Below are 21,543 nucleotides of genomic sequence, written 5' to 3'. Positions count from 1 at the left end.
GTGATGGCGGGCTGCGGCAGTGGGGGGTGAGCAAGAAACAGGCAAGAAAGCGTTTACGCAGGTCAAGGCACAGAAAAGGTGGGACGAGGGGGTGGTGTGTGGGTTTTTGGCGTTATGAAGCAAGAAACCCTACATCCCCACATTTGTGGGTGCACACATTTGTGGGGATGTGGGGATGTGCTACATGTGCGCGGCGAGATTATCGGCGATCTGAGCAATCTCCGCTTCGATGTCGCTCGCTCGCTTATACATCGTCCTCAAATCGCCGCCCTCATCCTTTGGGGGCGAAGCTACGAAACCGAAGCGGGAAGAATAGTAGCGCAGGAGCTTCGGCTCACGGATGTGAAGAACCAAATACTTTGCCCCCACATGCACTTGCGATGCCATGAAGCGACGATAAACCTCAAGCATCAAAAGCGACCCGTACCCTTCGCCTTGTACCGACTCGTCAAGCGCGAACTTCCCCAGAAGTTGAGCAGGATGGGAGCCAAGAGCGCCAGTCACGTTTCCGTGCGCCTGATTCTCTCGGCGGTGCTTCTTTTGGATCTCCTTCGTCACTACCGCGTGACTCGCGAGCGTGAAATACCCAATGGGAACACCAGGGTCAGTCTCCTTGCACATCACCCAGACCCGCGCAAGATTCTCCTCCTGGTACGCCAGGGCCTTATCCACGAGCCAATCAGTCAGGCTCGACTGCCTCCCGCAGTCAAAAGCTTGAAGAAAGTGATCCGCAGAAAGTGGCTCAAAAACGACAGGTTCGCTCATTGGTTCTTAGATCGCGTGCGAAAGGTAATGATCGGTGATCTCGTCAATGAACCTCTGAGAGAGTTTCGGTTCGGAGGTATCGAAGCTCTTGAGCCACGAGGAATCTTCGAGCGTGCCTCGAGGATCAGGCAGCTCAAGCCCCTCAACCCTCTTCGGATCAATGCTCATGAAATAGTCCACGAGCGTGCCGTGCGGGAGGTCTGCGCGCCTGCTTCCCGAAGGTCGCGCACCCCAAGCGTCTATCCACACTTGCTCTTTGTGGGTCTCCTCGACCAACTCACCAGGGGTCATGTCGCCATAGCTATCCCACACGGCACCAATGACCGCGCGTTCGTAGCCTCCGAGCTCGCCAGGCACCATGTCACGTACCGTGAACTGCGCTTCGAGCTGTTCGAGAGTGAACTTCTTCTTCTGGGCATGTGCACTCAGTAGCTCCCCTACGACGGGGCCGAACTCCATCGCCCAAAACCGCTCATCGAACAATGGCTCATCAGTCTGGTGGGCATACCAGCCGAAGGCATAGAAGCAGAGCTTTTGGAGCTTGAGAGGCGAGATGGAGTTGCCCTTGCTTCGCTTCAAAAACTCAGCCGCCACATCAAAAACAGTCGCCATAGCACTCCCCTCTCTGTGATCTCGCGCAGCCTTCGGCGCTTGGTGCACATGACATGTTCAATTCCACTGTACATGCGCGAAGTGGTGGTTGTGTCCAAGTTTGGACTGTCTGCGCGCACCTCACATTCGTGAAGGTATTGCGCGTTCTTTGACAATACTCGCGCGGTGGGCGCTCGTGAATTGGAGCTTGCGCCGCTGCTAAAACGGCTCCTTACGGTTCGTGGTGAAGGGGAGCGTCGCGTCGCTGACGTAGAACGGCTCGTGGCCATGCTGTGATGGGTGTTGTCAAGACCTCCATATCCCGGAGGACCGCGAGCCTGTGCACGATAATAATGGTTCGCAGTGCGATGCTGCGAGCACGATCTTCAATCTGCCCAACTATCGCGTCATCGACGCCATCGATTTGCCTTACGGAGGCCGCCGGGTGGTGGGCACCTCGAGCGTCCCGCCGGGCTGTCCGGTCTGCGGGGTGCTGGCGACGGAGGCCCACTCCCGCCGGATGCAGAGGATCCGGGGCGTGCCCGCGGCCGGGGCGGTGGAGGTGGTGTGAGCCAGGCAGCGTTGGTTTTGCTTGGAGTCGGCCTGCGGCAGGCGCACGTTCGCCAAGGCCACCGTGCAGGTCCCTCACCCAGAGAACTACCGGATGCGTATCCTGCTGACCAGCGCCGCAAGAACCGTAACGTGAACACCCGCCCCAGCAGGATCACTCACCACAAACCTCGAAAAGCCGGACCAATGGTCATCTCACGTCCGGTCCAGGTTGCGCTCACTCAATCCTCTCGTCCTAAACAGCCCTCAAACCTCATGAACAGACAATCATGCCACTTCAGAACGGACCAACACACCCAGAAGCAGCGACAACACACCAATAGTCCCGATCCCGCCAGCGACTAGAGCAACAGCGACTGGCGTCGCAAAATGATCTAGACTCGTGCCCATTGCCAACCTACCGGACACACCGCCTAATCCGATAAGCACAAACGTCGAAGAAATCGCCCGGCCACGCACGGCACCCCCAACCTTACTGAACAAAGCGGAGTCGAGCGCTATACCAGTGATTGCGCTCGCAAGCCCCGACACTATGAGAAGGACGGCCGCCGCCCACCAGCTCTGTACAACACCGAACAGCACACAACAAACGAGCACCGCAGTTAGCGACACACCAACGCACACACCAAGCCGAGAAACGATAGCTTTTCGGAGAACCAGTGCCCCCACAATCCCACCGACTGCCTCACATGCCAACACAGAACCGACTTGAGCGCTACCTCCGCCGGTAGCTCTAAGCGTCACCACAACCAGTGTCCCAGCAGAAGCGGACGATGCCGCAATGCAGGCAACCCCTAACAGAACACCGGAAGCGTTACGCACCATACCCCAAATTGACTCGCTATCCCCTGCCGCTTCACACCCAGGCAGGCGCCTAGGCTCGGCGACACGAATCGACGAAATTGCCAAAGCAGACGTTATGAAGCCGACCAGGCAAGCTACAAACACCCAACCCTCACCGAGAGCGTAAAGCGCGCCACCGAGCGGCGGGGCGCCAATCCTGGCGATGTTCAAGCGGATCTCGTCCTGGCGCAGCGCGCTAAAAAGAGTCCGCTCGCTTACAAGGTCGCGAAGCATTACGGCTCTCGCCGGGGCCCCGGCAGATTGCACAATGCCAAATACAACGCAGCACAAATAGAGTGACCACAGCGGACCAGAGCCTGCGACAATAACGACAACCAGAAAACAAACGCATGCCCTGCCAATCTCACAGGCAAGTATGACTTGCTTGCGCGAAAATAGATCCGCAAGCCACCCGGCCAGGGGAGCACAGACAAGCTGTGAAACCGCAATGCATGAGACAATAGCCGCGGCACTCTGCGCGCTACCCGTAGAATCTAAGGCATACAATTCCAGCGGTAGCCCGAGCATCGAGAATCCGAGCGCCCCCATCGTCGCGCCGAACCAATACCTCTGGAACGAACCATTAGCTGCGAGCTCTCTCCACTCTGATCTCTCGTGCCCGCGCTTAGGCTTCACGTCAGAATCAGCTACTCAGTCCGCCAAATCGGGGAGTATAAGCTTCCGACGGTCGAACCACTCCAGGGTACTCGCAATACCGTCCTCAAGAGACGACGATGCAGTCCAGTTCAAGAGCTCCGCCGCCTTCCTGGAACGAGTAAACGCCCCAGCGCTGTCGCCAGGACGACGCGGAGCTTCAACGACACGCACACTCCTCCCAACCACGCGCTCGAACGCGGCGACTAGCTCACGAACAGTAGTTCCTTCACCTGTGCCCAAGTTAATAACTTGATAGGCGGAGTCGGCTGCGATTTTTGCACTCTCCCTTACTGCAGCAACATGCGCCTCTGCGAGATCCCAAATATTGACATAATCCCTAATTCCCGAACCGTCTCGAGTGGGATAATCAGTGCCCGTGATTTGGAATTCAGTATCGCCTCGGTATGCTTCGATCAACTTACCGAGGGCGTGCGAGGGTGACGCTATTTGAAGCCCGGTTCTGAACTTAGGGTCAGAGCCGATGGGATTGAAGTAACGCAACGACAGTACGTTGAGGTCGGTCGCCGCAGCGATGTCTTGAAGCATTACCTCAAACATCGCTTTGCTTCTAGCGTATGGACTCGTAGGGGCCAGTTCTGAGCTCTCGTCTACCGAAAAGTCCTCACTCACAGCGTAGATTGAGGCCGAACTACTAAACACAAGCTGCGTACAGCCGTTCGCAATCAATCCGCGCACGAACGCCAGAGACTTGCTGATGTTCGCTTCATAGTATCCCAGCGGGTCCGCAACCGAATCGGGAACCACTATCAGTGCTGCAAAATGAAGCACGACTGCGATGTCAGGATGCTCCTCATAGATCCGGTCTAGTAGGGCACGATCGTCGATATCACCCTCATAGAACGTCAAGCCCTCAACGAACTCACGTCGACCGGTGATGAGATTGTCCAGAACGACTACCTCGAAACCTTCGTCTCGAAGCCTAGAAGCAACCGTGCTTCCAATGTAGCCAGCACCCCCTGAAATGAGCACTTTGACCGGGTGATTCATGAGCAACTCCTCTAATAATCACAATAGTGGTTCAGATCCAGTCTATGTACCTTCGTCAGAAACTTCCCAGATAGCTTGCGCCACCATCTCGTGTCCAAGCACCATTCCTGACCATTGGTTGATATCTCGAGCGATCCGTGAAGGATCGGTGTGTCGGTAGTCCTCAACCGTCAAACGTGACGGCCCAGCAGCCTCTAGGCCCAATGTAGGAGCAACCAACTCAGGAGTAAGCAATATGTGCGGCCGGTCGTACGGGCCAGGGGGCGTTGGACCACAGCGCCCCCGCTGCGGCACGAGTCACCTTAGGGCCAGTGCGGCGCGTAAGCCGCGGTCAACGAGCTGCATTGTGTGGAGTGAGAGCGCGCCACCGTGGCGGAGTACCTCGTCTTCATCAATCGTTTCGAGATCGTCGCATAGTACTCGGCCCACGAGGGGATCGTACGAGCTGAGTTTCACGATGCTCTCGAGCGGGGGTTTTTCGGATGTCGTTATTCGGGCGACGATCGCACTCTTCAGGGCTCGGTTGCGTGCATTGTTGGAAACGACGAGAAAGGGCTTTTCTCCGTATCCCAGGTCTACCCAGTAAATATTCCCGCGAGTGAGGGTCATTCGGTGCCTGCTTCGGCTCGTCGTCTTGCACGCTCATGACGGCGCTTACGCCCGTGGTCTGCGGCAGCCCGATCCTCTTCGTTAAGTGTCGCCGCGTAGGCGGCGTAACCGGAGGCGTTTGCAGTTTCCTGCACCTTGTCGCGTGCAACGTTCAGAAGAGTGCTCAGTGCCTGAGCCTCAGAAAGGTGGTCGGGTAGGGGGCCTACGAGCGCTTCAACTGCTTCGCGAGCGGGGGTGCCAGGAGTGCGTATATCCCGGGTGAAAGTGGACATTTCTGCATCAACCGGAACGCTTTTTCGGGAGAGAGTGCTGGTGCTCATGTCAACAGCGTAACGCACATGCAGCATGATCTGCAGCAGTAAATGCTGCACGGTTGAGGAGTGTGATGATAGGCGAAAGGCCCCGAGAGTCACGGAGGAGCGAGGTCCTGCCGTGCCCGTCGGGGCCTTCAGTGTGTGACCGTGGCGTGACGGCCGAGGGCTATTTAGCGCTTCTTTGCCGGCGGCTCGCCGAGCTCGACCTTCGAAAGCGTGATCGCGCCATCGGTCGAAGCCTCGAGCGTGAGATCCTCGATCGAGCCAAGCGCACACACGTCGAAGCGCACGCTCTCGAACTCGGCGAGTGCTGCCTCGGGAAGCGCGAGGGTCGCATGAAGCATCGGGGTCTTCTGCGAGACCTTCGCGTCGCTCTTGACCTTGCGCACCGAAATGATGGCCTCGCTTACGACACGCAGGAGTGATTCGTTCTGGCCGGCAGCGGCCTTCGCGAGCGGCGCCGACGCGGGCCACGCTTGCGCGTGCACCGAGCCCTCACGCCACCAGCTCCACACCTCGTCGGTCGCGAAGGGGAGGTACGGCGCGAAAAGCCGCAGCAGGGTCTCGAGCGCGATCTGGAGCGCCGCGCGAGCCGAAGCCGCAGGGCCCTCGCCAGCGGCGCCGTGCGCGCGGTTCTTCACGAGCTCGATGTAGTCATCACAGAACGTCCAGAAGAACGGTTCGATGACCTCGATCGCACGCGCGTAGTCGAGTTTCGACATCGCCGCGCTCGCCTGATCCACGACGCTCGCGAGGGAGGCGAGCATCGCACGGTCGAGCGGCTCGGTGACGGCGGCTGGGTCCGCAGGAAGGGTGCCCTCCGGGTCCGACGCCACTTCGCCAAAGCCGAGCGCAAACTTCGAGGCGTTGAGAATCTTGATCGCGAGGCGGCGGCCGATCTTCATCTGGCCCTCTTCGAACGCTGTGTCCGCTCCCTGGCGGGCACGTGCCGCCCAGTAGCGCACGCCGTCCGAGCCGTATTTCTCGAGAAGGTCGATCGGCGTCACGACATTGCCTTTCGACTTCGACATCTTCTTGCGGTCCGGGTCGAGGATCCAGCCGTTGATACTCGCGCCCGTCCACGGAAGCGAATCGGTGAGAAGATGCGAGCGCACGACCGTGCTGAACAGCCACGTGCGAATGATGTCGTGGCCCTGCGGGCGAAGATCCATCGGGTAGACCTTCTCGAACAGGTCGGGGTCATTGAGCCAACCGGTCGCGAGGAGCGGCGTGAGCGAGCTCGTCGCCCACGTGTCGAACACGTCCGGATCAGCCGTGAAGCCGTTTGGCTGATCGCGCTGAGAATCCTCGAAGCCCTCGGGTGCATCGAGGGTGGGATCCACGGGGAGGCGATCCTCCGCGGGCACGAGCACGCGGTCATAATCGATCTCGCCGCGCTCATCGAGGCCGTACCACACGGGGATCGGCACGCCGAAGTAGCGCTGGCGGCTCACGAGCCAGTCGCCCGTGAGGTTCTCGACCCAGTTGCGGTAGCGCGAGGCCATGAATTCCGGATACCAGGTGAGGTCGTCGCCGCGCTTCAGCAGCGCCGTGCGCAAAGTGCCGTCGGCTTCATCGCGCCCACCGTTCGTGATGTACCACTGGCGGCTCGTGACGTACTCGAGGGGTTTATCGCCCTTCTCGTAGAACTTGACCGGGTGGGTGATCTTTTTCGGCTCGCCCACCATGTCGCCCGTTTCGGTGACCATCTCGACGACGCGTTTTTGCGCGCTGAACACGGTGAGGCCTGCGAGTTCGGCGTAGCGCTCGCGGCCCGCCTCGCTCGTGATCCACGGGGCGTCCTCGAGGAAGCGGCCATCGCGGCCGATCACGGCGCGCGTGGGAAGGTCGAGTTCGCGCCACCAGATCACGTCGGTCGCATCGCCGAACGTACAGATCATCGCGATGCCGGCGCCCTTATCGGCCTGCGCGAGCGGGTGCGCGAGAACCGGCACCTCAACCTCGAAGAGTGGCGAGAGCACCTTCGTGCCGAACAGCGGCTTGTAGCGCTCGTCGTCAGGGTGGGCGACGAGGGCAACGCACGCGGGAAGAAGCTCCGGGCGGGTCGTCTCGATGAACACCTTTTCGCCATTATCCACGCGCGTGAAGCCCAGGCGGTGGTAGGCGCCCTCGCGATCGTGGTCTTCCTGCTCGGCCTGCGCGACCGCGGTGCGGAACGTGACGTCCCACGGGGTGGGCGCTTCGGCCTGGTAGGCCAGGCCGTTCTTCAGGTGAGTGAGGAAGGCCTTCTGGCTCACGGCGCGGGAGTTGTCGTCAATCGTTTGGTAGCGCAGGTTCCAATCGACCGAAAGGCCGAGGGTGCGGAACGTGTGCTCGAACGCTTTCTCATCTTCCGTTGCCAGCTCGAGGCACAGCTCGATGAAGTTCTTGCGGCTGATCGGCATTTGGTTCTGCGGCTTTGAAGTCTTCGCGTTACCGCCCCGGTGCGGCGGCTCAAAACCTTCGACGTAAGGAAGGCTCGGATCGCAGCGCACGCCGAAGTAATTTTGCACGCGGCGCTCGGTAGGCAGGCCGTTATCGTCCCAGCCCATCGGGTAGAACACGTCCTTGCCGGCCATGCGCTGGAACCGTGCGAGGATATCGGCCTGCGTGTACGCAAACACGTGACCGATGTGCAGCGAGCCCGAAGCGGTGGGCGGGGGAGTGTCGATCGAGAAGACCTTCTCGCGGCTCGTCTCGCGGTTAAACGCGTACACCTTCGCGCTCTCCCACTCGGCATCCCACATGCCCTCGAGACCATCGAGGCTCGGGCGGTCGGGAATTGCGGGGCTCATCGGTTGGGCGGTCGAGTCGTGACCTGCGTCGTGGCTGTTTTCGCTCATGCGCCCATTGTTTCACGCGCACCTATGCGGCATGAAGAAAACCGGCGTGAGATGCCCCAACGAGAAGCGCTGAAAAGGTCAGTCTCACGCTGGGCCTTTTGTGCCTTGTAGGCCTCTAGACGCGGCATACTATAGGGGCGAGCCGGCGTCGGACTCCCACGCCCGGCCCTCACGACGCCCGCAAGCGGAAGGTTCCCATGAAGCGCCCCGACCCCACCGGCCACGAACTCGAGTTCGAGGCGGGTGAGCTGTTCTTCTCTACTACCGACGAGCGCGGCCACATCGACAAGGCCAACGACGTGTTCGTGCGGCTCTCGCGCTACGAGGCGAACCAGCTCAAGGGTGCTCCGCACAACATCATTCGCCACCCCGACATGCCCTCTGGCGTGTTCCGCCTGCTCTGGGAATCGGTGGAAAAGGGCCAGCCGTTCGCGGGGTACATTCGCAACCTTTCAGCCGACGGTAGCCACTACGACGTCTTTGCCACGGTCACCCCACTTCCCGAAGGCGGGTACCTCTCGGTGCGTTCGAAGCCGATGAGCACCGCGACTTTCGACGACGTGTTCGAGGCCTACGCGGTCATCGTCGCCGAAGAAAATAAGCTGCGCGATCAGGGAAGGAGCGCGCGCGAGGTTGCGGGCGTGGGCGCGAAACTCGTGGACAACGCCGTGCGCGATCTCGGCTACGACGGCTACGACATGTTCCAGCGCAAGGCGCTCCTTCGCGAGGTCATGCTGCGCGAGGAGGCTCTCGAAGGAACCCTCGGCATGGTCGTCACCAATACGATCGACCTCATCGTGCGCGCTGCCCTCGGCATCCACGCCGAAGTGAGCGTGCTGTCGTTCGATCAGGAGACCCTCGAAACAATCGCCAGCTACACCGACTCGGTTCTGCGCCGCATCCGCAAGGACATCGACCTTCAGGCCGCCGCCGAGCTCGGCCTGTGGGACTCGAGCGACAACGCCCTGCGCCCGCGGCTCAACTCCCTCACGGGTGAGCTTTCGACCCTCGCAGCGCTCTCGCGCGAAACGCAGTTCCAGATTTCCCTCGCACGCCTCCAGGCCGCGATGGTCACGCAGTTTGCGGACGAGCGCTTCGAGATCGAAGAGCCGGCCGCGCGCGCCGAGGCCAATAGTGCGATCCGCGACCTCGTTTCCGCGCTCCTCGCGGATCTTGACGTCATGCTCCAGCACATTGGCTCGCTCCACGTCGCGATTCACCGAGCTCGAACCTCGATCGAAAGCGTGAGCGCGAAGATGCACGAGCGGCGTGAGCTCGTGGATAACTTCCTCGACGAATCCTTCGAGCAGGGCACGGATCTCTCCGAGCGTGCCGCGGCACTTGAACCCCACTTCAGTCAGTCGGTGATCGATGCCGACGTTGCGCTCTCGAGGCTCGAACGCCTCGCGAAAGCGCTGCACGACTTTGACGCCGAATATGATGCGGCGCCGCTCGAACGCATGCGCGAGCAGCTCCTCGAAGCCCTTGAAAACACGGAGATGTGATGGATATGTCTTGGCGAGAGACACGGACGGCGGTCGTGACTGGCGCGAGCTCCGGAATTGGGCGCGCCACGGCGCTTCGTCTCTACGAGGAGGGGTACCGCATTCTTGCGATCGCCCGCCGGCGCGAGCGACTCGAGGAGCTCGCGCGCATGGTGAACGACCCCGAGATGTTTGCTGTCCTCGCCTGCGACGTGAGCGTTGACGGCGACGTTCTGTGCGTCGCCGAGTACGTTGAGCGCGAGTTCGCCGGAAAACTCACGACGCTGTGCAATATTGCCGGCGGTGCCCTCGGCGTCGAGCAGGTCGCCGACGCCGCCTTCGACAAGTGGGAGGGCATGTTCCGCTCCAACGTGATCGGCGCGGGCCGCGTGACAAAGGCGCTCCTTCCCGCACTCGAGGCAAGCGGTCACGGCGACGTCGTGTTCCTGACCTCGACCGCGAGTCAAGCAGCATACGAAGGCGGTTCCGGATACAACGCCGCGAAGGCCGGCGAGCACATGATCGCCTCTGCACTCAGGCTTGAGCTTGCGGGCAAGCCGATCCGCGTCATCGAGATTGCTCCCGGGCTCGTGCGAACTGAGGAATTCAGCCTCACGCGCCTCGGCGGTGACCAGGCCGCCGCCGACAAGGTCTACGAAGGCGTGGAGAAGCCGCTCACGGCCGACGACGTCGCCGACGTCATCGCGTATTCCGTCAATCTCCCGCACCACGTGAACCTCGACCTCGTGACGCTGCGGCCGCTCGCGCAAGCGGCGCAGCACAAGCTCATTCGCACCACGTGAGGCCTCTCGAGCTCCCCGATACGGGACTCAGCGACGGCCAAAAGGTCGAAACGACACGCTTCCTCGCGCTCTTTTCCCCGCACCGGGGAACGCTTGCCATCGTTCTCGCCCTCATCGCGCTCGGCGCCCTCACCGGTGTGATCTCGCCGTTCCTCGTGCGCGAGATCGTCGATGTTGCGCTGCCCGAAGGCGACGTTGCGCTTCTTGCCTGGTGCGCTTTTGGCATGATCGCCGTGTACGTTGCGGGGGCGATCTTCACGGTGCTGCAATCCTTCCTCTCGACCCGCGTGGGGCAGGCCATCATGCACGACCTGCGAGTGCGGGTTTTCGCGCACCTCCAGCGCATGGGGCTGCCGTTCTTCACCTCGACGCGCACCGGCGAGATTCAGTCACGCATCTTTAACGACATCGGCGCCATGCAGTTGGTCGTCACGAACGTTGCCACCCAAATCGTCTCGGCGAGCGCCACGATCCTCATGAGCGCAATCGCAATGATCGCGATGGACTGGAGACTCTTCCTTTTTTCCCTCGTCACCACACCGATCGCGTCGGTGCTGAATCGACGTGTGGGCAAGCGGCGCCGGGCACTCGTCAAGCGTCGGCAAGAAGCCGCCGCTGATCTCTCCGCCCACATTCAAGAGTCCCTTTCCGTCTCCGGAATCCTGCTGTCCACGACCCTTGGTCGCTCCGAACCGATCATCGAAGCGTTCGAGAACGAATCGCGCGACCTTTCGCGTCTCGAAGTCGAATCGGAAATGGCGGGCCGCTGGATGCAAGGCCTCTACTCCGTGCTCCTGTGGATCATCCCGGCCCTCACCTACCTCATTGGCGGGGTGCTCTTCATTCGGGGCCTCGGGGATCTCACGATTGGCACGCTCGTCGCTTTTGTGGCAATGCAAACGACGCTTTTCCCGCAGCTCAACACCCTTTTGCGCGTCGCAACCCAAGTGCGCGCGAGCCTTGCGCTGTTCACGCGCGTGTTCGAATACCTCGATCTCGAGGTCCCCATCAAAGAAGCGGAAGAGGCGCAAACCTTCCCCGGCGGGCGCGCCCGCGGTCACGTGAGTTTTGAGGACGTGCACTTCGCGTACCCGGGCGCGGAACGCGACACGATCGCAGGAGTGACGTTCGAGGTGCCTCGCGGCACGCACACGGCGATTGTAGGCAGCACGGGAAGTGGGAAAACGACTCTCGGCTACCTCCTCTCACGGCTCTACGACGTGAGCTCGGGGAGAGTCCTGATCGACGGCATCGACGTGCGGGAGTTGACGCTCGACTCGCTCGCAGGCGCCGTCGGAGTGGTGACGCAAGAGACCTACCTGCTCCACGCGAGCATTGCCGACAACCTGCGGTTCGTAAAGCCCGACGCCAGCGAAGCCGACATGGTGCGGGCCTGCGAAATGGCGCAAATCCACGCCCACATCGAGGCGCTCCCGCACGGCTACAACACGATCGTGGGGGAGCGTGGATACCGATTTTCGGGAGGGGAAAAGCAGCGCCTCGCGATCGCGCGAACGATCCTTCGCGACCCGCCCATTCTGTTTCTCGACGAAGCCACGAGCGCACTTGACACCGTGACGGAGCGCGCCATGGGAGGGGCGCTGCGCAGTCTCAGCGAGGGGCGCGCGACGATCTCGATCGCGCACAGACTCTCGACCGTGCGCGATGCCGATCAGATTCTCGTGGTGAAGGCAGGGCGCATTTGCGAGCGCGGCACCTTCGACGACTTGCGTGCCGCGGGCGGCGAGTTTAGCCGCCTCGCGACGGGTGGGCGGCAGGCGTAAGGCTCTTAGGCCTCCACCTCGATGTGGCCCACGCCGCGGTCGACGCAGCACGCAATGCGCGTGCCGTGCTCGTCTTCCTCGAGGTACTCGTTCTCGTATTCGACCTCGCCGCTCACGAGCGGGACGACGCACGTGCCGCACGTGCCTCCCTCACACGAATACTTCATGGGAACGCCGGCATCGAGAAGTGCCTGGAGGAGCGACGTGTCTTCGTCAACCTCAACGGTCACGTTGGACTTGGTTGCGGTGGCGGTGAACGGTTCCTTATCGAAGAGGCCCACGGAAAATCTCCTTGTTGCGAAGCATCATGAGGGATGAACGCCCTCAAGCATGACACACAAGCCTAAATCACGCGCTTCTCGCGCGCCCAGCGCGAAAGCTCGTAGCGGTTCGTGAGCTGAAGCTTCTTGAGCACGTTCGAGACGTGGGTTTCGATCGTGCGATCAGAAATGAAGAGTGCCGAGGCCGCTTCGCGGTACGTGTGGCCGCGCGCGATGAGCTTCATGACTTCCTGCTCGCGCGGGCTCAGCAGATCCATCTCGCTCGGGATCGACGGTGCCTGGCCGCGAAACGCATCGAGCACGAAACCAGCAAGGCGAGGCGAAAACACCGCATCGCCCTCGGCGATCTTGTGGAGTGCCGCCGCGAGTTCTTCGCCGGTCGTGGATTTCGTGACGTAGCCGCGCGCACCCGCGCGAATCACGGCGATCACGTCCTCCTCGGCATCCGAAACCGAGAGGGCGAGGCAACGCACGGGCTCGCCCGTATCCGTCGTGAGCGACTCGAGAGTCTCGGCGACCTCCGCACCGCCGCCACCGTTGCCACCCGGCAGGTGCACGTCGAGGAGCACCACGCTCGGGCGCAACTCGCGGGCCTTGTCGATTGCCTCCTCGACGGTGAGGGCGATCCCCACGATCTCGACGCCCCCGAGCCGGCTGAGTTCCTCGCTCACCCCCGAGGCGAAGATCCGGTGGTCATCGACCACGAGCACGCGAACGTTCTCAGCCATGGCGTTCCTTTTCCTGTCTCTCGAGCACGAGGGTCACTTCGCAGCCGCCACCGATCGCGCCTCGCACACTCGCGAAGCCGCCAGCACGGGCCATGCGTCCAAGGATAGACTCGCGCACCCCGAGGCGCCCCTCAGGGATCGCGTTCATGTCGAAGCCTTCGCCGCGGTCGCGCACGAATACTTCGATATTTTCCCCCGCGGCATCGAGGAACACCTGCACCCCCACCTTGCCGTGGCGCGCAGCATTGCTCGCGGCCTCGCGAAGGGCGAGAAGGAGCGGCTGGTACCCCTTTGCGAAGGGCGCATCGCCCACGCAGACAACCTCGATCGGCACCTCATTCACCCGCTCGGTCTCTTGCGCAATGCGGGTGACGGCTTCGCGAAGGGTGAGCGGAGCGGCGTGCGAGGCGCGCGGGGTTGCGTACGGCGGTGCAGAGGAAGGAGTGATGTTGCCGTACAGCCAGCGGCGAAGCTCAGTTTCCTGTTGGCGCGCGAGGTGCTTCATACGCTCTGGCGGGGTTGATTCGCGCTGGATCACGGTGAGGGTTTGGAGCACCGAATCGTGAAGGTGCGAGGCGATTTCCGCCTGGTGATCGGCGAGGGCGCGCTCGCGGGACTCTTCGCGCATGCCCGCCCACAGTCGCCTGGCCCACGGCACCACGAGGATCGAGGCGAGAAGGAGTGAGAAGAGGGTTGCCGCGGCGGTGATGCTCATCGCGCGCACGCCAAGGAGTGCACCGACGATCACGAGAGCCCCGCCCACGAGGAGGAGCCCCCCGAGGAGAACGGCGCCCGTCACGGCGAGGGGAAGGCTCGAGACCCGCCCCGTCCAGCGGGCCATGTCGACGCTCGAGAGCGGGAGCGTGCCTAGCGCAATACCGGCGGAGAGGATGCCAGCGCCGATCGCCACCGGAACCTCGGTATGCAGATCGGGAACGAGTGCGGGCAGGGCCCCAACGCTCACGATCGCGACCGAGGCGCCCACGATCCCCGCGAGGATTGCCCATCGCACCGCCGTCCCGAACGGCGTGTGGCCGCTCGCGAATGTGAGGGAAGCCTGGCGGAGCGCGGGCTTTCCGCGCACGGGTGCATGTGACAGCTCGGCGAGAACCTCGCGCTCGTGCTCGCGGTCAAGGGGAAGCGCCCACCACGCGAGAACGTACACGAGCATGACGCTTCCGCCGATACCGAGGAGCGCATACAGCGCAAGGGGGGCAAGGTGCAGAAGGAACGTTGCGGGAAGAACGCACGCAAGAGCGAGGCCACCGAGCGTGAAGAAGGCGCGAATGGCGCCCACTGGAACACCCATGGCTTTCGCGAGCGCGGCGCACACGCCCGTGAGCTCCGCGCCGGCACGTTCGCGCGTCCACGCGCTGGCGCTCGGCTGGAGAAGTTCGCTCATGCGACCATAGTGGCATGACATCCCCCTCGGCGCACCGCGAGCCACCTCGCGAGGCTGAGCGCCCCGACCGCACGATCAAGGCGCTCGCGACCGCGCAAGCAGCATCCGATGCAACGACGTTCGCGCTTCGCTACGGGCTCGCGCGACGCCCAGGCGAAGGTCTCGCCGCGGGCGTGTGCACAGCGCTTGCCCACGCGTACGGGCTTCCCGTGCGGCTCGTGCGCGTGTGGACTCTTGCGCTCGTACTCCTTGGCCCGGGCCTGTTCGTATACCTCGTGTTCTACCTCGCGCTTCCGCGCCCGGAACGCACGCGTGCGCGAGGCGGCGCCGATATTCGCACGAACGTAGAAGAAGCCCGGTACGACACTCCCGCTCGCGCGATCATTCGCCGCCGTCCCCAGCCGGGAGACCTCATCGTGGCACTCCTCGCGCTCCCCGCACTCGCGCTAGGCGTCGCGATCGGGTGGGCGTACGTCGCCTACGCTCCGATCGTCCTCGCCTTCCTCGTTCCCATCAGCCTCGTGCTCGGCGTGATCGTCGTGTGGGGCGGGTGGCGCGCCAGCCGAGCGCGCACGACCTACCTGTTCATGCGCCTCGCTGAGCAGGCCGGCATCATTGATCAACGCCAAGCACTGCGCACACTTGCGCGACTTCGGCGTGAAGCCCCCGGCGCGTGGGGAGTGGAGGGCGACCTGTTCGGCCCGGGAGCGCACGGTGCCCACGCTGCGCCACGGTTGCGCGGCCGCACCGTTTTGTGGCTCTTTGCCGCCTTCATTTTCCTCGGGGTCGCCGTATTCTCGCTCGTGAGCTACCTTCCCGGCCTTTTCCCCGCGCTCAACCCAAACGGCCCGCTCGAGGTCATCCCGCGCATAGGCGTGGGCGCCGCGGCGATCGCGCTCGCCTCGGGAACGGTGCTCATCATCGCGGGAGCGCGAGGCAAACGAAGCCGGCAAATCCTTGCCTTCGGCCTCGCCTCCCTCTTCGTCTTTTCCGTGTCGGTGGCGTGGGTGCGCCTCACCGATTCGCGAGGCAACACCCCGATCTACATGAGCGTCGACGAATTCCAGCCGGGCTCCTATCTCGAATGCACGCCCGGCGGGATCCGCGAATGGTCGCGGCCCGTCGTCATTGACCTGAGCGAGCTCGGGGAGCCGCCAACGGATGAAGAAGCACGCGGCACATGGGCGGTGGCGAATGGCGAGCCGGATCCGTTGCTCGTGGATCTCTCGCTCACGATCATGTGCAATCGCCCCGTTGGCAACATCGAAGTGATTTTGCCCGAAGAGGATTGGCGCGTGAACTCGACCCTCGCGTCGACCCTCGGCACCACCACAAACTCCGAGGCGAAGGGCTACAGCAGGTGGGATCCTTCGCACGTGACGATCCAGATCGACGGCCGCACGATCTTTGGCGATGTCACCTACGTGCGCGAAGGAGCGGACCGATGAGACGAGATTCCACGACATTCGCCCTCGGGATTTTCCTCGTCGCGATGACCGCCTTTCTTGCCCTCGTGCTCATTCTCGGCGGGGCGATACCCTCGTGGGTCACCGCCGCAGGGATCATCGTGATCCTGTGCGTGTGCATGCTGCTCAGCTCCTTCGACAGGCCGCGACCCTCGGGGAGCGACAGCGATCACGAAAGCGAGCCTGACGCTCCCACCTCGTGATACTTTTGATCTCAAACGGCGTCGATCCGGCCATCACCGGGAAGCCGCGGGAAGAACAGCAAGCGTCGGAATGAACACGCTCCACGCCGCCAAGTAGAACCCGCCGGGACCAGCCCGTGACAGCTGAAGAATGAGTGAGCGCACGGCGAAGCCCCGCGAGCCGCGCGCTAACCGAGGTGGTACCGCGCTCCGTGCGCCCTCGGGCCCGAAGACCAAACACTCAGGTCGTGGCCCCGGGCCACGCACAACGCCGAGGAGCGCGCATGGCATACCCCAAGAACGGTAAGAGCCTCACGAGTTCGCCGAACCTTCCGAAGCTCGAGGAAGAGGTGCTCGCCTTCTGGAAGGAAGACGACACGTTCGCCGAGTCCATTCGCCGCCGCGAAGGCGCCGAGGAATTCGTGTTTTATGACGGCCCGCCTTTCGCGAACGGCCTTCCGCACTACGGCCACCTTCTCACCGGCTACGCGAAGGACGTTGTTCCGCGCTACCGCACCATGCGTGGCAACCTCGTGGAGCGCCGTTTCGGCTGGGACACGCACGGCCTTCCCGCCGAACTCGCGGCGATGGAAGAGCTCGGCCTCACCGAGAAGCGCGAAATCGAGGACATGGGCGTCAAGGCGTTCAACAACGCGGCGCGCGGCTCGGTTCTCACCTACGCGAACGAATGGATCGACTACGTGACGCGCCAGGCGCGCTGGGTCGATTTCGAGAATGACTATAAGACGCTCGACGTGACGTTCATGGAGTCGGTTCTGTGGGCGTTCAAGCAGCTCTACGACAAGGACCGCGCGTACGAGGGCTACAAGGTTCTCCCGTACTGCTGGGTCGACCAGACCCCGCTCAGCAGCCACGAGTTGCGCATGGACGACGACGTGTACAAGGACCGCCAGGACGCCTCGGTCGTCGTGACGTTCCCGCTCGCGGGCCAGAAAGCTGCCGAGCTTGGCCTCGAGGGCGTGACAGCGCTCGCGTGGACGACGACCCCGTGGACCCTCCCCACGAACTTCTCGCTTGCGGTGGGACCGGAGGTCGAATACGTGACCGTTCCGGCAGGCCCGAACGGCAGTGCCGACGGCACCCCCGCCGGCGGTGCAACCTACCTTCTCGCGAAGGACCTCGCGGGCGCGTTCGCGAAGGAACTCGGCTACGAGAGCGCCGACGACGTCACCGCGGCGCTCGGCGAGCGCACCTACCAGGGTTCCGAGCTCGAATACGTCGAGTACACACCGCTGTGGGACGTGTACGCGAAAGACTGCGAAAAGTGGGGCCTTGAGAACGCGTGGATCATCACCGTTGCCGATTACGTTTCCACGAGCGATGGTACGGGCGTTGTGCACCAGGCGACCGCCTACGGTGAGGACGACCAGAAGATCAACGCCGAGTACGGCATCCCGGTCGTGGTGAGCGTTGACGAGGGCGCGAAGTTCCTCGAGACGTTCCGCGGCACCGCGCTCGATTCGATCGTGGGCCTGCAGGTGTTCGAGGCGAACCGCCCCCTCATTCGCCTCCTCCAAAGCGATGGCCGGCTCTTCCAGGAGAAGAGCTACGTGCACAGCTACCCGCACTGCTGGCGCTGCCGCAACCCCCTCATCTACAAGGCCGTGGGTTCGTGGTTTGTGAAGGTTGCCGATCAGCGCGAGCGCATGCTCGAGCTTAACCAGGAGATCAACTGGGTTCCCGGTAACGTCAAGAACGGCCAGTTCGGCAAGTGGCTCGAGGGCGCACGCGACTGGGCGATCTCCCGCAACCGCTACTGGGGTACGCCGATCCCCGTGTGGAAGAGCGACGATCCGAACTACCCGCGCATCGAGGTGTACGGCTCGCTCGCCGAGATTGAGAAAGCCTTCGGTGAGCTTCCCCGCGACGAGAACGGCGAGGTGAACCTCCACCGCCCGTACATCGATGACCTCACGCGCCCGAACCCCGACGACCCGACGGGTAAATCGACCATGCGTCGCATCGAGGATATTTTCGACGTGTGGTTCGACTCGGGTTCGATGCCCTTTGCCCAGGTGCACTATCCGTTTGAGAACGAAGAATGGTTCGATTCGCATAACCCGGCGGACTTCATCGTCGAATACATCGGCCAAACTCGCGGCTGGTTCTACGTCATGCACGTGCTTTCGACCGCGCTGTTCGACCGCCCGGCCTTCAAGAACGTCATTTGCCACGGCATCGTGCTCGGTGACGACGGCAACAAGATGTCGAAGTCGCTCAGGAACTACCCGGACGTGCGCGACATGTATGAGGCGTACGGCGCCGACGCGATGCGCTGGTTCCTCATGACGTCCCCAATTCTGCGAGGCGGCAATCTCATTGTCGCGGAAAGCAACATTCGCGACGCCGTGCGCACCACGGTTCTTCCTCTGTGGAACACGTGGTACTTCCTCGCCCTCTACGCGAATGCGGCGGGGGAGAAGGATGCCGACGGCCGCCCCACCGGCTACGAGGCCAAGGTGCGCTACGACTCCGAGGACGTCATGGACCGCTACCTCCTTGCTCGCACGGGTCAGCTTGTGCGCGAGGTGCAGACCTGCCTCGACGAGCTGAGGGTTGCCGATGCCGGCGAGGCGATTGCGCAGTACCTCGATGCGCTCACGAATTGGTACGTGCGCCGTTCGCGCGAACGCTTCTGGGAGGGGGATGAGGCCGCGATCGACACGCTGCGCACGTGCCTCGAGACTCTCGTGCGCGTAGCTGCGCCGCTGCTCCCGCTCGTGACCGAGGAAATCTATCGCGAGCTCACGGGCGAGCGCAGCGTGCACCTCACCGATTGGCCCGAGGCCTCCCTGTTCCCCGTGGACGAGGCCCTCGTTGAGGAAATGGAAACCGTGCGCCGAGTGGCATCGCAGGGCAACGCGCTGCGCAAGAAGGAGGGCCTGCGTGCCCGCCTTCCGCTCGCGGAGCTCACCGTCGTTGCCGCCGATGCCGCACGCCTCGAGCCTTTTGTCGACATCGTGCGCGATGAGCTCAACGTCAAGGCTGTGCGCCTGCTCGACGTGGCGAGTGAAGAAGCCGGAAAGATGGGCGTCGAGCAGCGCCTGAGCGTGAATGCCCGTGCCGCCGGCCCACGCCTTGGTAAGGATGTGCAGCGCGCGATCAAGGGCGCGAAGAGCGGCGACTGGAGCGTCGCCGAGGACGGCACCGTCACCTCGGGCGGCCTCGACCTTGTCGAGGGCGAGTACACGCTCGACCTCGTTGCGGGCGAGAGCTCAGATGCGGAAGGCCGTTCGATCGGGGTTTTGCGCGGTGGTGACTTCATCGTTCTCGACACTCGCGTGAGCCCCGAGCTCGAGGCCGAAGGCCTTGCGCGCGACGTCGTGCGCGTTGTGCAGTCGGCGCGCCGCGAGGCGGGCTTCGAGGTTTCGGACCGCATTTCGCTCGGTGTCGCGGGATCCGAGAGTGTTCTCGAGGCCGTGCGCGCGTTCGAGACCCTCGTTGCCCACGAGGTTCTCGCGACGAGCGTTGCCTATGGCGAGGGTGCGCTCGCGGACGCTGATTTCACGACCGAGGAAAAGGTCACGGGGGCGAGCGTCACCGTGCAGGTGAAGCGCGCTTAACGCCACCTGTCGAGAAACTCCTCCGGTGACGGGGGCGTCGAGCGATCGGTGCCCCCGTCATCGTGCGTGGCGCCATCTGCGCTGGTGTTGTCGGGGGCGCGCACGAACTGCACGTTCGTGTCGTCAATCAGGGTGACACCTTCGCCCATGTAGAGACCGTCGATGTCCCCCTTGACTTCGAGCAGGTCGGGATTGAGTTCCTGCTGCGCGAGGAGCGTTGGGTAATAGCCGTAGTGCGGGTCGATCGAGCCGTCGGGGAGGCGCCGAAGTGAGTCGTGAGCGGCGCCCAGATCGTAGCCCGGCAACTTCACGTCCACCGGTGCTTGCCCCGGTTGGAAAAAGGAGACTCCGGTGTTGAGACCCGCGTCGTGGTCCGTCGCGGGGGTGAGGTCAATGTTGGTGACCTGCGGTGAATGTGGGCGGCCTAGTCCACCGAGATCGAGGAGCGGAACCGGGTCGACCGTAAAGGAGATGCCAGAGCGCGAGGGGCCACCAAGAATGTTTTCCGCGTAGGTTCGCAGTCCCTGCTTGTGCGCTATCGCGAAGACCTTGGTGTTCGATTGTGCGGGCGTGAAGGCGTCGACCGGGGAGCCGTACGTGACGACGTTCGTGACGTTGTAGCCGCCTTGGCCGTTAAAGTCGGATCGCGACGCGAGCGATGCCGCCGCGAGACCTCCCTGCGAGTGGCCGACGAGCATGAGGTTCGCGCCCTTGGGAACGCCCGCGGCTTCGAGCGCGGCGCGCGCGTTCTTCATTGTCGTCACCTCCATTCCCGTCATAATCCCGATGTTGGAGGCCCAATCGCGCGAGTTGCCCGCGGTTCCATCCCACGCCTTTTCTTTCTCCATGGCGATTTGGGTGGGAGGCATGTACAGGACATAGGTTTCTTCTCCCGCGGCGGTGCGAAAGTGCTGCACGCGGTAGTTCTCGCGATTTTCACCCGCGCCGCGTGCGTGGCGTGCCTCCTCGGTGAATTCGAGGAGGTCCGCGAGCTCGCGCGGTGGGTGCGAATCTCGGTAGGCGGAGATGCCCACGAGCGTGCTCGGCCGGGTCGTGGGGGTCACCTCGAAGTGAGGGTTGAGGAACCAGGTTTTCCCTGTGCTGCTCAAATACTTCATAGCGGCAAGTGCAGTCAGGCCAACGGTGGGGTTGAACGTGTGGGTGTTCTCTGTGCCGATTCCTCGTACGCGACGCGACGTGAGGCCGAGAAGATCGCGCGCGCGAGCGCCCTGGGCGGCAAGAATGCCAAGACCGAGCATGTGTGCCTGCGCAGCTCCCGCAAGGGCCAGGGGAGATGCTCCGGCGCCGCCGACCTGGGCACCGCCCTGGCTGGACGCCAAATCTTGCTCGAGGGCGTTGCTCTCAAGTGTGTGGGCGAGGGAAAAGAGCTGGGAGATCACCGCGTGGACCTGTGGAGCAAAGACGCCTGCCATGCGCGCGCGAAAGGCTTCCGCATCGGCGCCTTCCCACGGGACCGCGCCCGCTTCCTCTTTCACGTGGCCTGCCTCGGTGTTCAGGCGCCCCGCGAGTTCATCGAGCGCGTGAGCTGCTCCGCGCACCTGCGCGGTGTCCATTCCCAAAAAATTCCCCACGCCGTTTCCCCTTCGTGCATTCCCCGAAACACGGCAA

At 62.9% G+C, this 21,543-nt stretch carries 18 protein-coding genes; 7 read left to right on the top strand and 11 right to left on the bottom strand.

The window, feature by feature from the left end:
- Window positions 1-180: 180 nt before the first annotated feature.
- Entirely contained in the window at window positions 181-765 is a 585-nt protein-coding gene (locus tag DAD186_RS08430) for a hypothetical protein (protein WP_065248290.1), read from the bottom strand.
- A 6-nt stretch (window positions 766-771) separates the two neighbouring features.
- Window positions 772-1,377 (bottom strand): Panacea domain-containing protein, encoded by a 606-nt coding sequence (locus DAD186_RS08425; protein WP_065248289.1) that lies wholly within the window; start codon window positions 1,375-1,377, stop codon window positions 772-774.
- Between the two features lie 319 nt (window positions 1,378-1,696).
- Here DAD186_RS08425 and DAD186_RS08420 point away from each other — a divergent pair, with 319 nt between their 5' ends.
- Window positions 1,697-1,927 carry a hypothetical protein gene (locus tag DAD186_RS08420; RefSeq protein WP_065248288.1) on the top strand — a complete coding sequence of 77 codons (231 nt, stop codon included), beginning with the start codon at window positions 1,697-1,699 and terminating at the stop codon, window positions 1,925-1,927.
- 266 nt (window positions 1,928-2,193) lie between these two features.
- Here DAD186_RS08420 and DAD186_RS11320 read toward each other — a convergent pair whose 3' ends face one another.
- The 5 genes from DAD186_RS11320 to valS all read right to left on the bottom strand — a co-directional run bounded on the left by DAD186_RS11320 (window position 2,194) and on the right by valS (window position 8,200).
- A complete protein-coding gene (locus tag DAD186_RS11320; RefSeq protein ID WP_082991154.1) occupies window positions 2,194-3,405 on the bottom strand; it encodes an MFS transporter in 1,212 nt (403 codons plus the stop codon).
- A 15-nt stretch (window positions 3,406-3,420) separates the two neighbouring features.
- A complete protein-coding gene (galE, locus tag DAD186_RS08410; RefSeq protein ID WP_065248286.1) occupies window positions 3,421-4,434 on the bottom strand; it encodes a UDP-glucose 4-epimerase GalE in 1,014 nt (337 codons plus the stop codon).
- 297 nt (window positions 4,435-4,731) lie between these two features.
- Window positions 4,732-5,043, bottom strand: a complete 312-nt coding sequence (locus DAD186_RS08405) for a type II toxin-antitoxin system PemK/MazF family toxin (RefSeq protein WP_065248285.1) — start codon at window positions 5,041-5,043, stop codon at window positions 4,732-4,734.
- Window positions 5,040-5,363: a hypothetical protein gene (locus DAD186_RS08400; protein ID WP_065248284.1), complete on the bottom strand. Its 324-nt coding sequence runs from the start codon at window positions 5,361-5,363 to the stop codon at window positions 5,040-5,042. The genes DAD186_RS08405 and DAD186_RS08400 overlap by 4 nt, the downstream gene beginning before the upstream one ends.
- A gap of 164 nt (window positions 5,364-5,527) precedes the next feature.
- Complete coding sequence (valS, locus tag DAD186_RS08395) at window positions 5,528-8,200, bottom strand: valine--tRNA ligase (protein ID WP_065248283.1); 2,673 nt, start codon at window positions 8,198-8,200, stop codon at window positions 5,528-5,530.
- Between the two features lie 197 nt (window positions 8,201-8,397).
- On the opposite strand from valS, the gene DAD186_RS08390 reads away from it, so the two are divergent.
- Genes DAD186_RS08390 through DAD186_RS08380 form a run of 3 tightly spaced genes read left to right on the top strand, consistent with a single transcriptional unit; the run spans window position 8,398 to window position 12,271 of the window.
- A complete protein-coding gene (locus DAD186_RS08390; RefSeq protein WP_065248282.1) occupies window positions 8,398-9,705 on the top strand; it encodes a PAS domain-containing protein in 1,308 nt (435 codons plus the stop codon).
- Window positions 9,705-10,487 (top strand): SDR family oxidoreductase, encoded by a 783-nt coding sequence (locus DAD186_RS08385; RefSeq protein ID WP_065248281.1) that lies wholly within the window; start codon window positions 9,705-9,707, stop codon window positions 10,485-10,487. The genes DAD186_RS08390 and DAD186_RS08385 overlap by 1 nt, the downstream gene beginning before the upstream one ends.
- A complete protein-coding gene (locus tag DAD186_RS08380; protein ID WP_065248280.1) occupies window positions 10,484-12,271 on the top strand; it encodes an ABC transporter ATP-binding protein in 1,788 nt (595 codons plus the stop codon). The genes DAD186_RS08385 and DAD186_RS08380 overlap by 4 nt, the downstream gene beginning before the upstream one ends.
- A 5-nt stretch (window positions 12,272-12,276) precedes the next feature.
- On the opposite strand, the gene DAD186_RS08375 is transcribed toward DAD186_RS08380, so the two are convergent.
- The 3 genes from DAD186_RS08375 to DAD186_RS08365 all read right to left on the bottom strand — a co-directional run bounded on the left by DAD186_RS08375 (window position 12,277) and on the right by DAD186_RS08365 (window position 14,682).
- A complete protein-coding gene (locus DAD186_RS08375) occupies window positions 12,277-12,552 on the bottom strand; it encodes a 2Fe-2S iron-sulfur cluster-binding protein (protein WP_065248279.1) in 276 nt (91 codons plus the stop codon).
- A gap of 62 nt (window positions 12,553-12,614) precedes the next feature.
- The gene (locus DAD186_RS08370) at window positions 12,615-13,280 is read right to left on the bottom strand and encodes a LuxR C-terminal-related transcriptional regulator (RefSeq protein WP_065248278.1); all 666 of its coding nucleotides are present in this window, start codon (window positions 13,278-13,280) and stop codon (window positions 12,615-12,617) included.
- Window positions 13,273-14,682 carry an ATP-binding protein gene (locus tag DAD186_RS08365; RefSeq protein ID WP_065248277.1) on the bottom strand — a complete coding sequence of 470 codons (1,410 nt, stop codon included), beginning with the start codon at window positions 14,680-14,682 and terminating at the stop codon, window positions 13,273-13,275. The genes DAD186_RS08370 and DAD186_RS08365 overlap by 8 nt, the downstream gene beginning before the upstream one ends.
- A 14-nt stretch (window positions 14,683-14,696) precedes the next feature.
- Between DAD186_RS08365 and DAD186_RS08360 the strand changes: the two genes are divergently transcribed.
- The 3 genes from DAD186_RS08360 to ileS all read left to right on the top strand — a co-directional run bounded on the left by DAD186_RS08360 (window position 14,697) and on the right by ileS (window position 19,914).
- Complete coding sequence (locus tag DAD186_RS08360) at window positions 14,697-16,130, top strand: PspC domain-containing protein (RefSeq protein WP_065248276.1); 1,434 nt, start codon at window positions 14,697-14,699, stop codon at window positions 16,128-16,130.
- Entirely contained in the window at window positions 16,127-16,351 is a 225-nt protein-coding gene (locus DAD186_RS08355) for a hypothetical protein (RefSeq protein ID WP_065248275.1), read from the top strand. Before DAD186_RS08360 ends, DAD186_RS08355 begins: the two co-directional genes overlap by 4 nt.
- Before the next feature lie 263 nt (window positions 16,352-16,614).
- Complete coding sequence (ileS, locus tag DAD186_RS08350) at window positions 16,615-19,914, top strand: isoleucine--tRNA ligase (RefSeq protein ID WP_065248274.1); 3,300 nt, start codon at window positions 16,615-16,617, stop codon at window positions 19,912-19,914.
- On the opposite strand, the gene DAD186_RS08345 is transcribed toward ileS, so the two are convergent.
- Entirely contained in the window at window positions 19,911-21,506 is a 1,596-nt protein-coding gene (locus tag DAD186_RS08345; protein WP_157457121.1) for a WXG100 family type VII secretion target, read from the bottom strand. The two genes, ileS and DAD186_RS08345, sit on opposite strands and share 4 nt — an antisense overlap.
- Window positions 21,507-21,543 lie beyond the last annotated feature (37 nt).

It is taken from the genome of Dermabacter vaginalis (assembly GCF_001678905.1).
GTDB lineage: Bacteria > Actinomycetota > Actinomycetes > Actinomycetales > Dermabacteraceae > Dermabacter > Dermabacter vaginalis.
The sequence above is the reverse complement of the archived record's forward strand: the minus strand, read 5'-3'. Positions and strand labels throughout refer to the sequence as shown.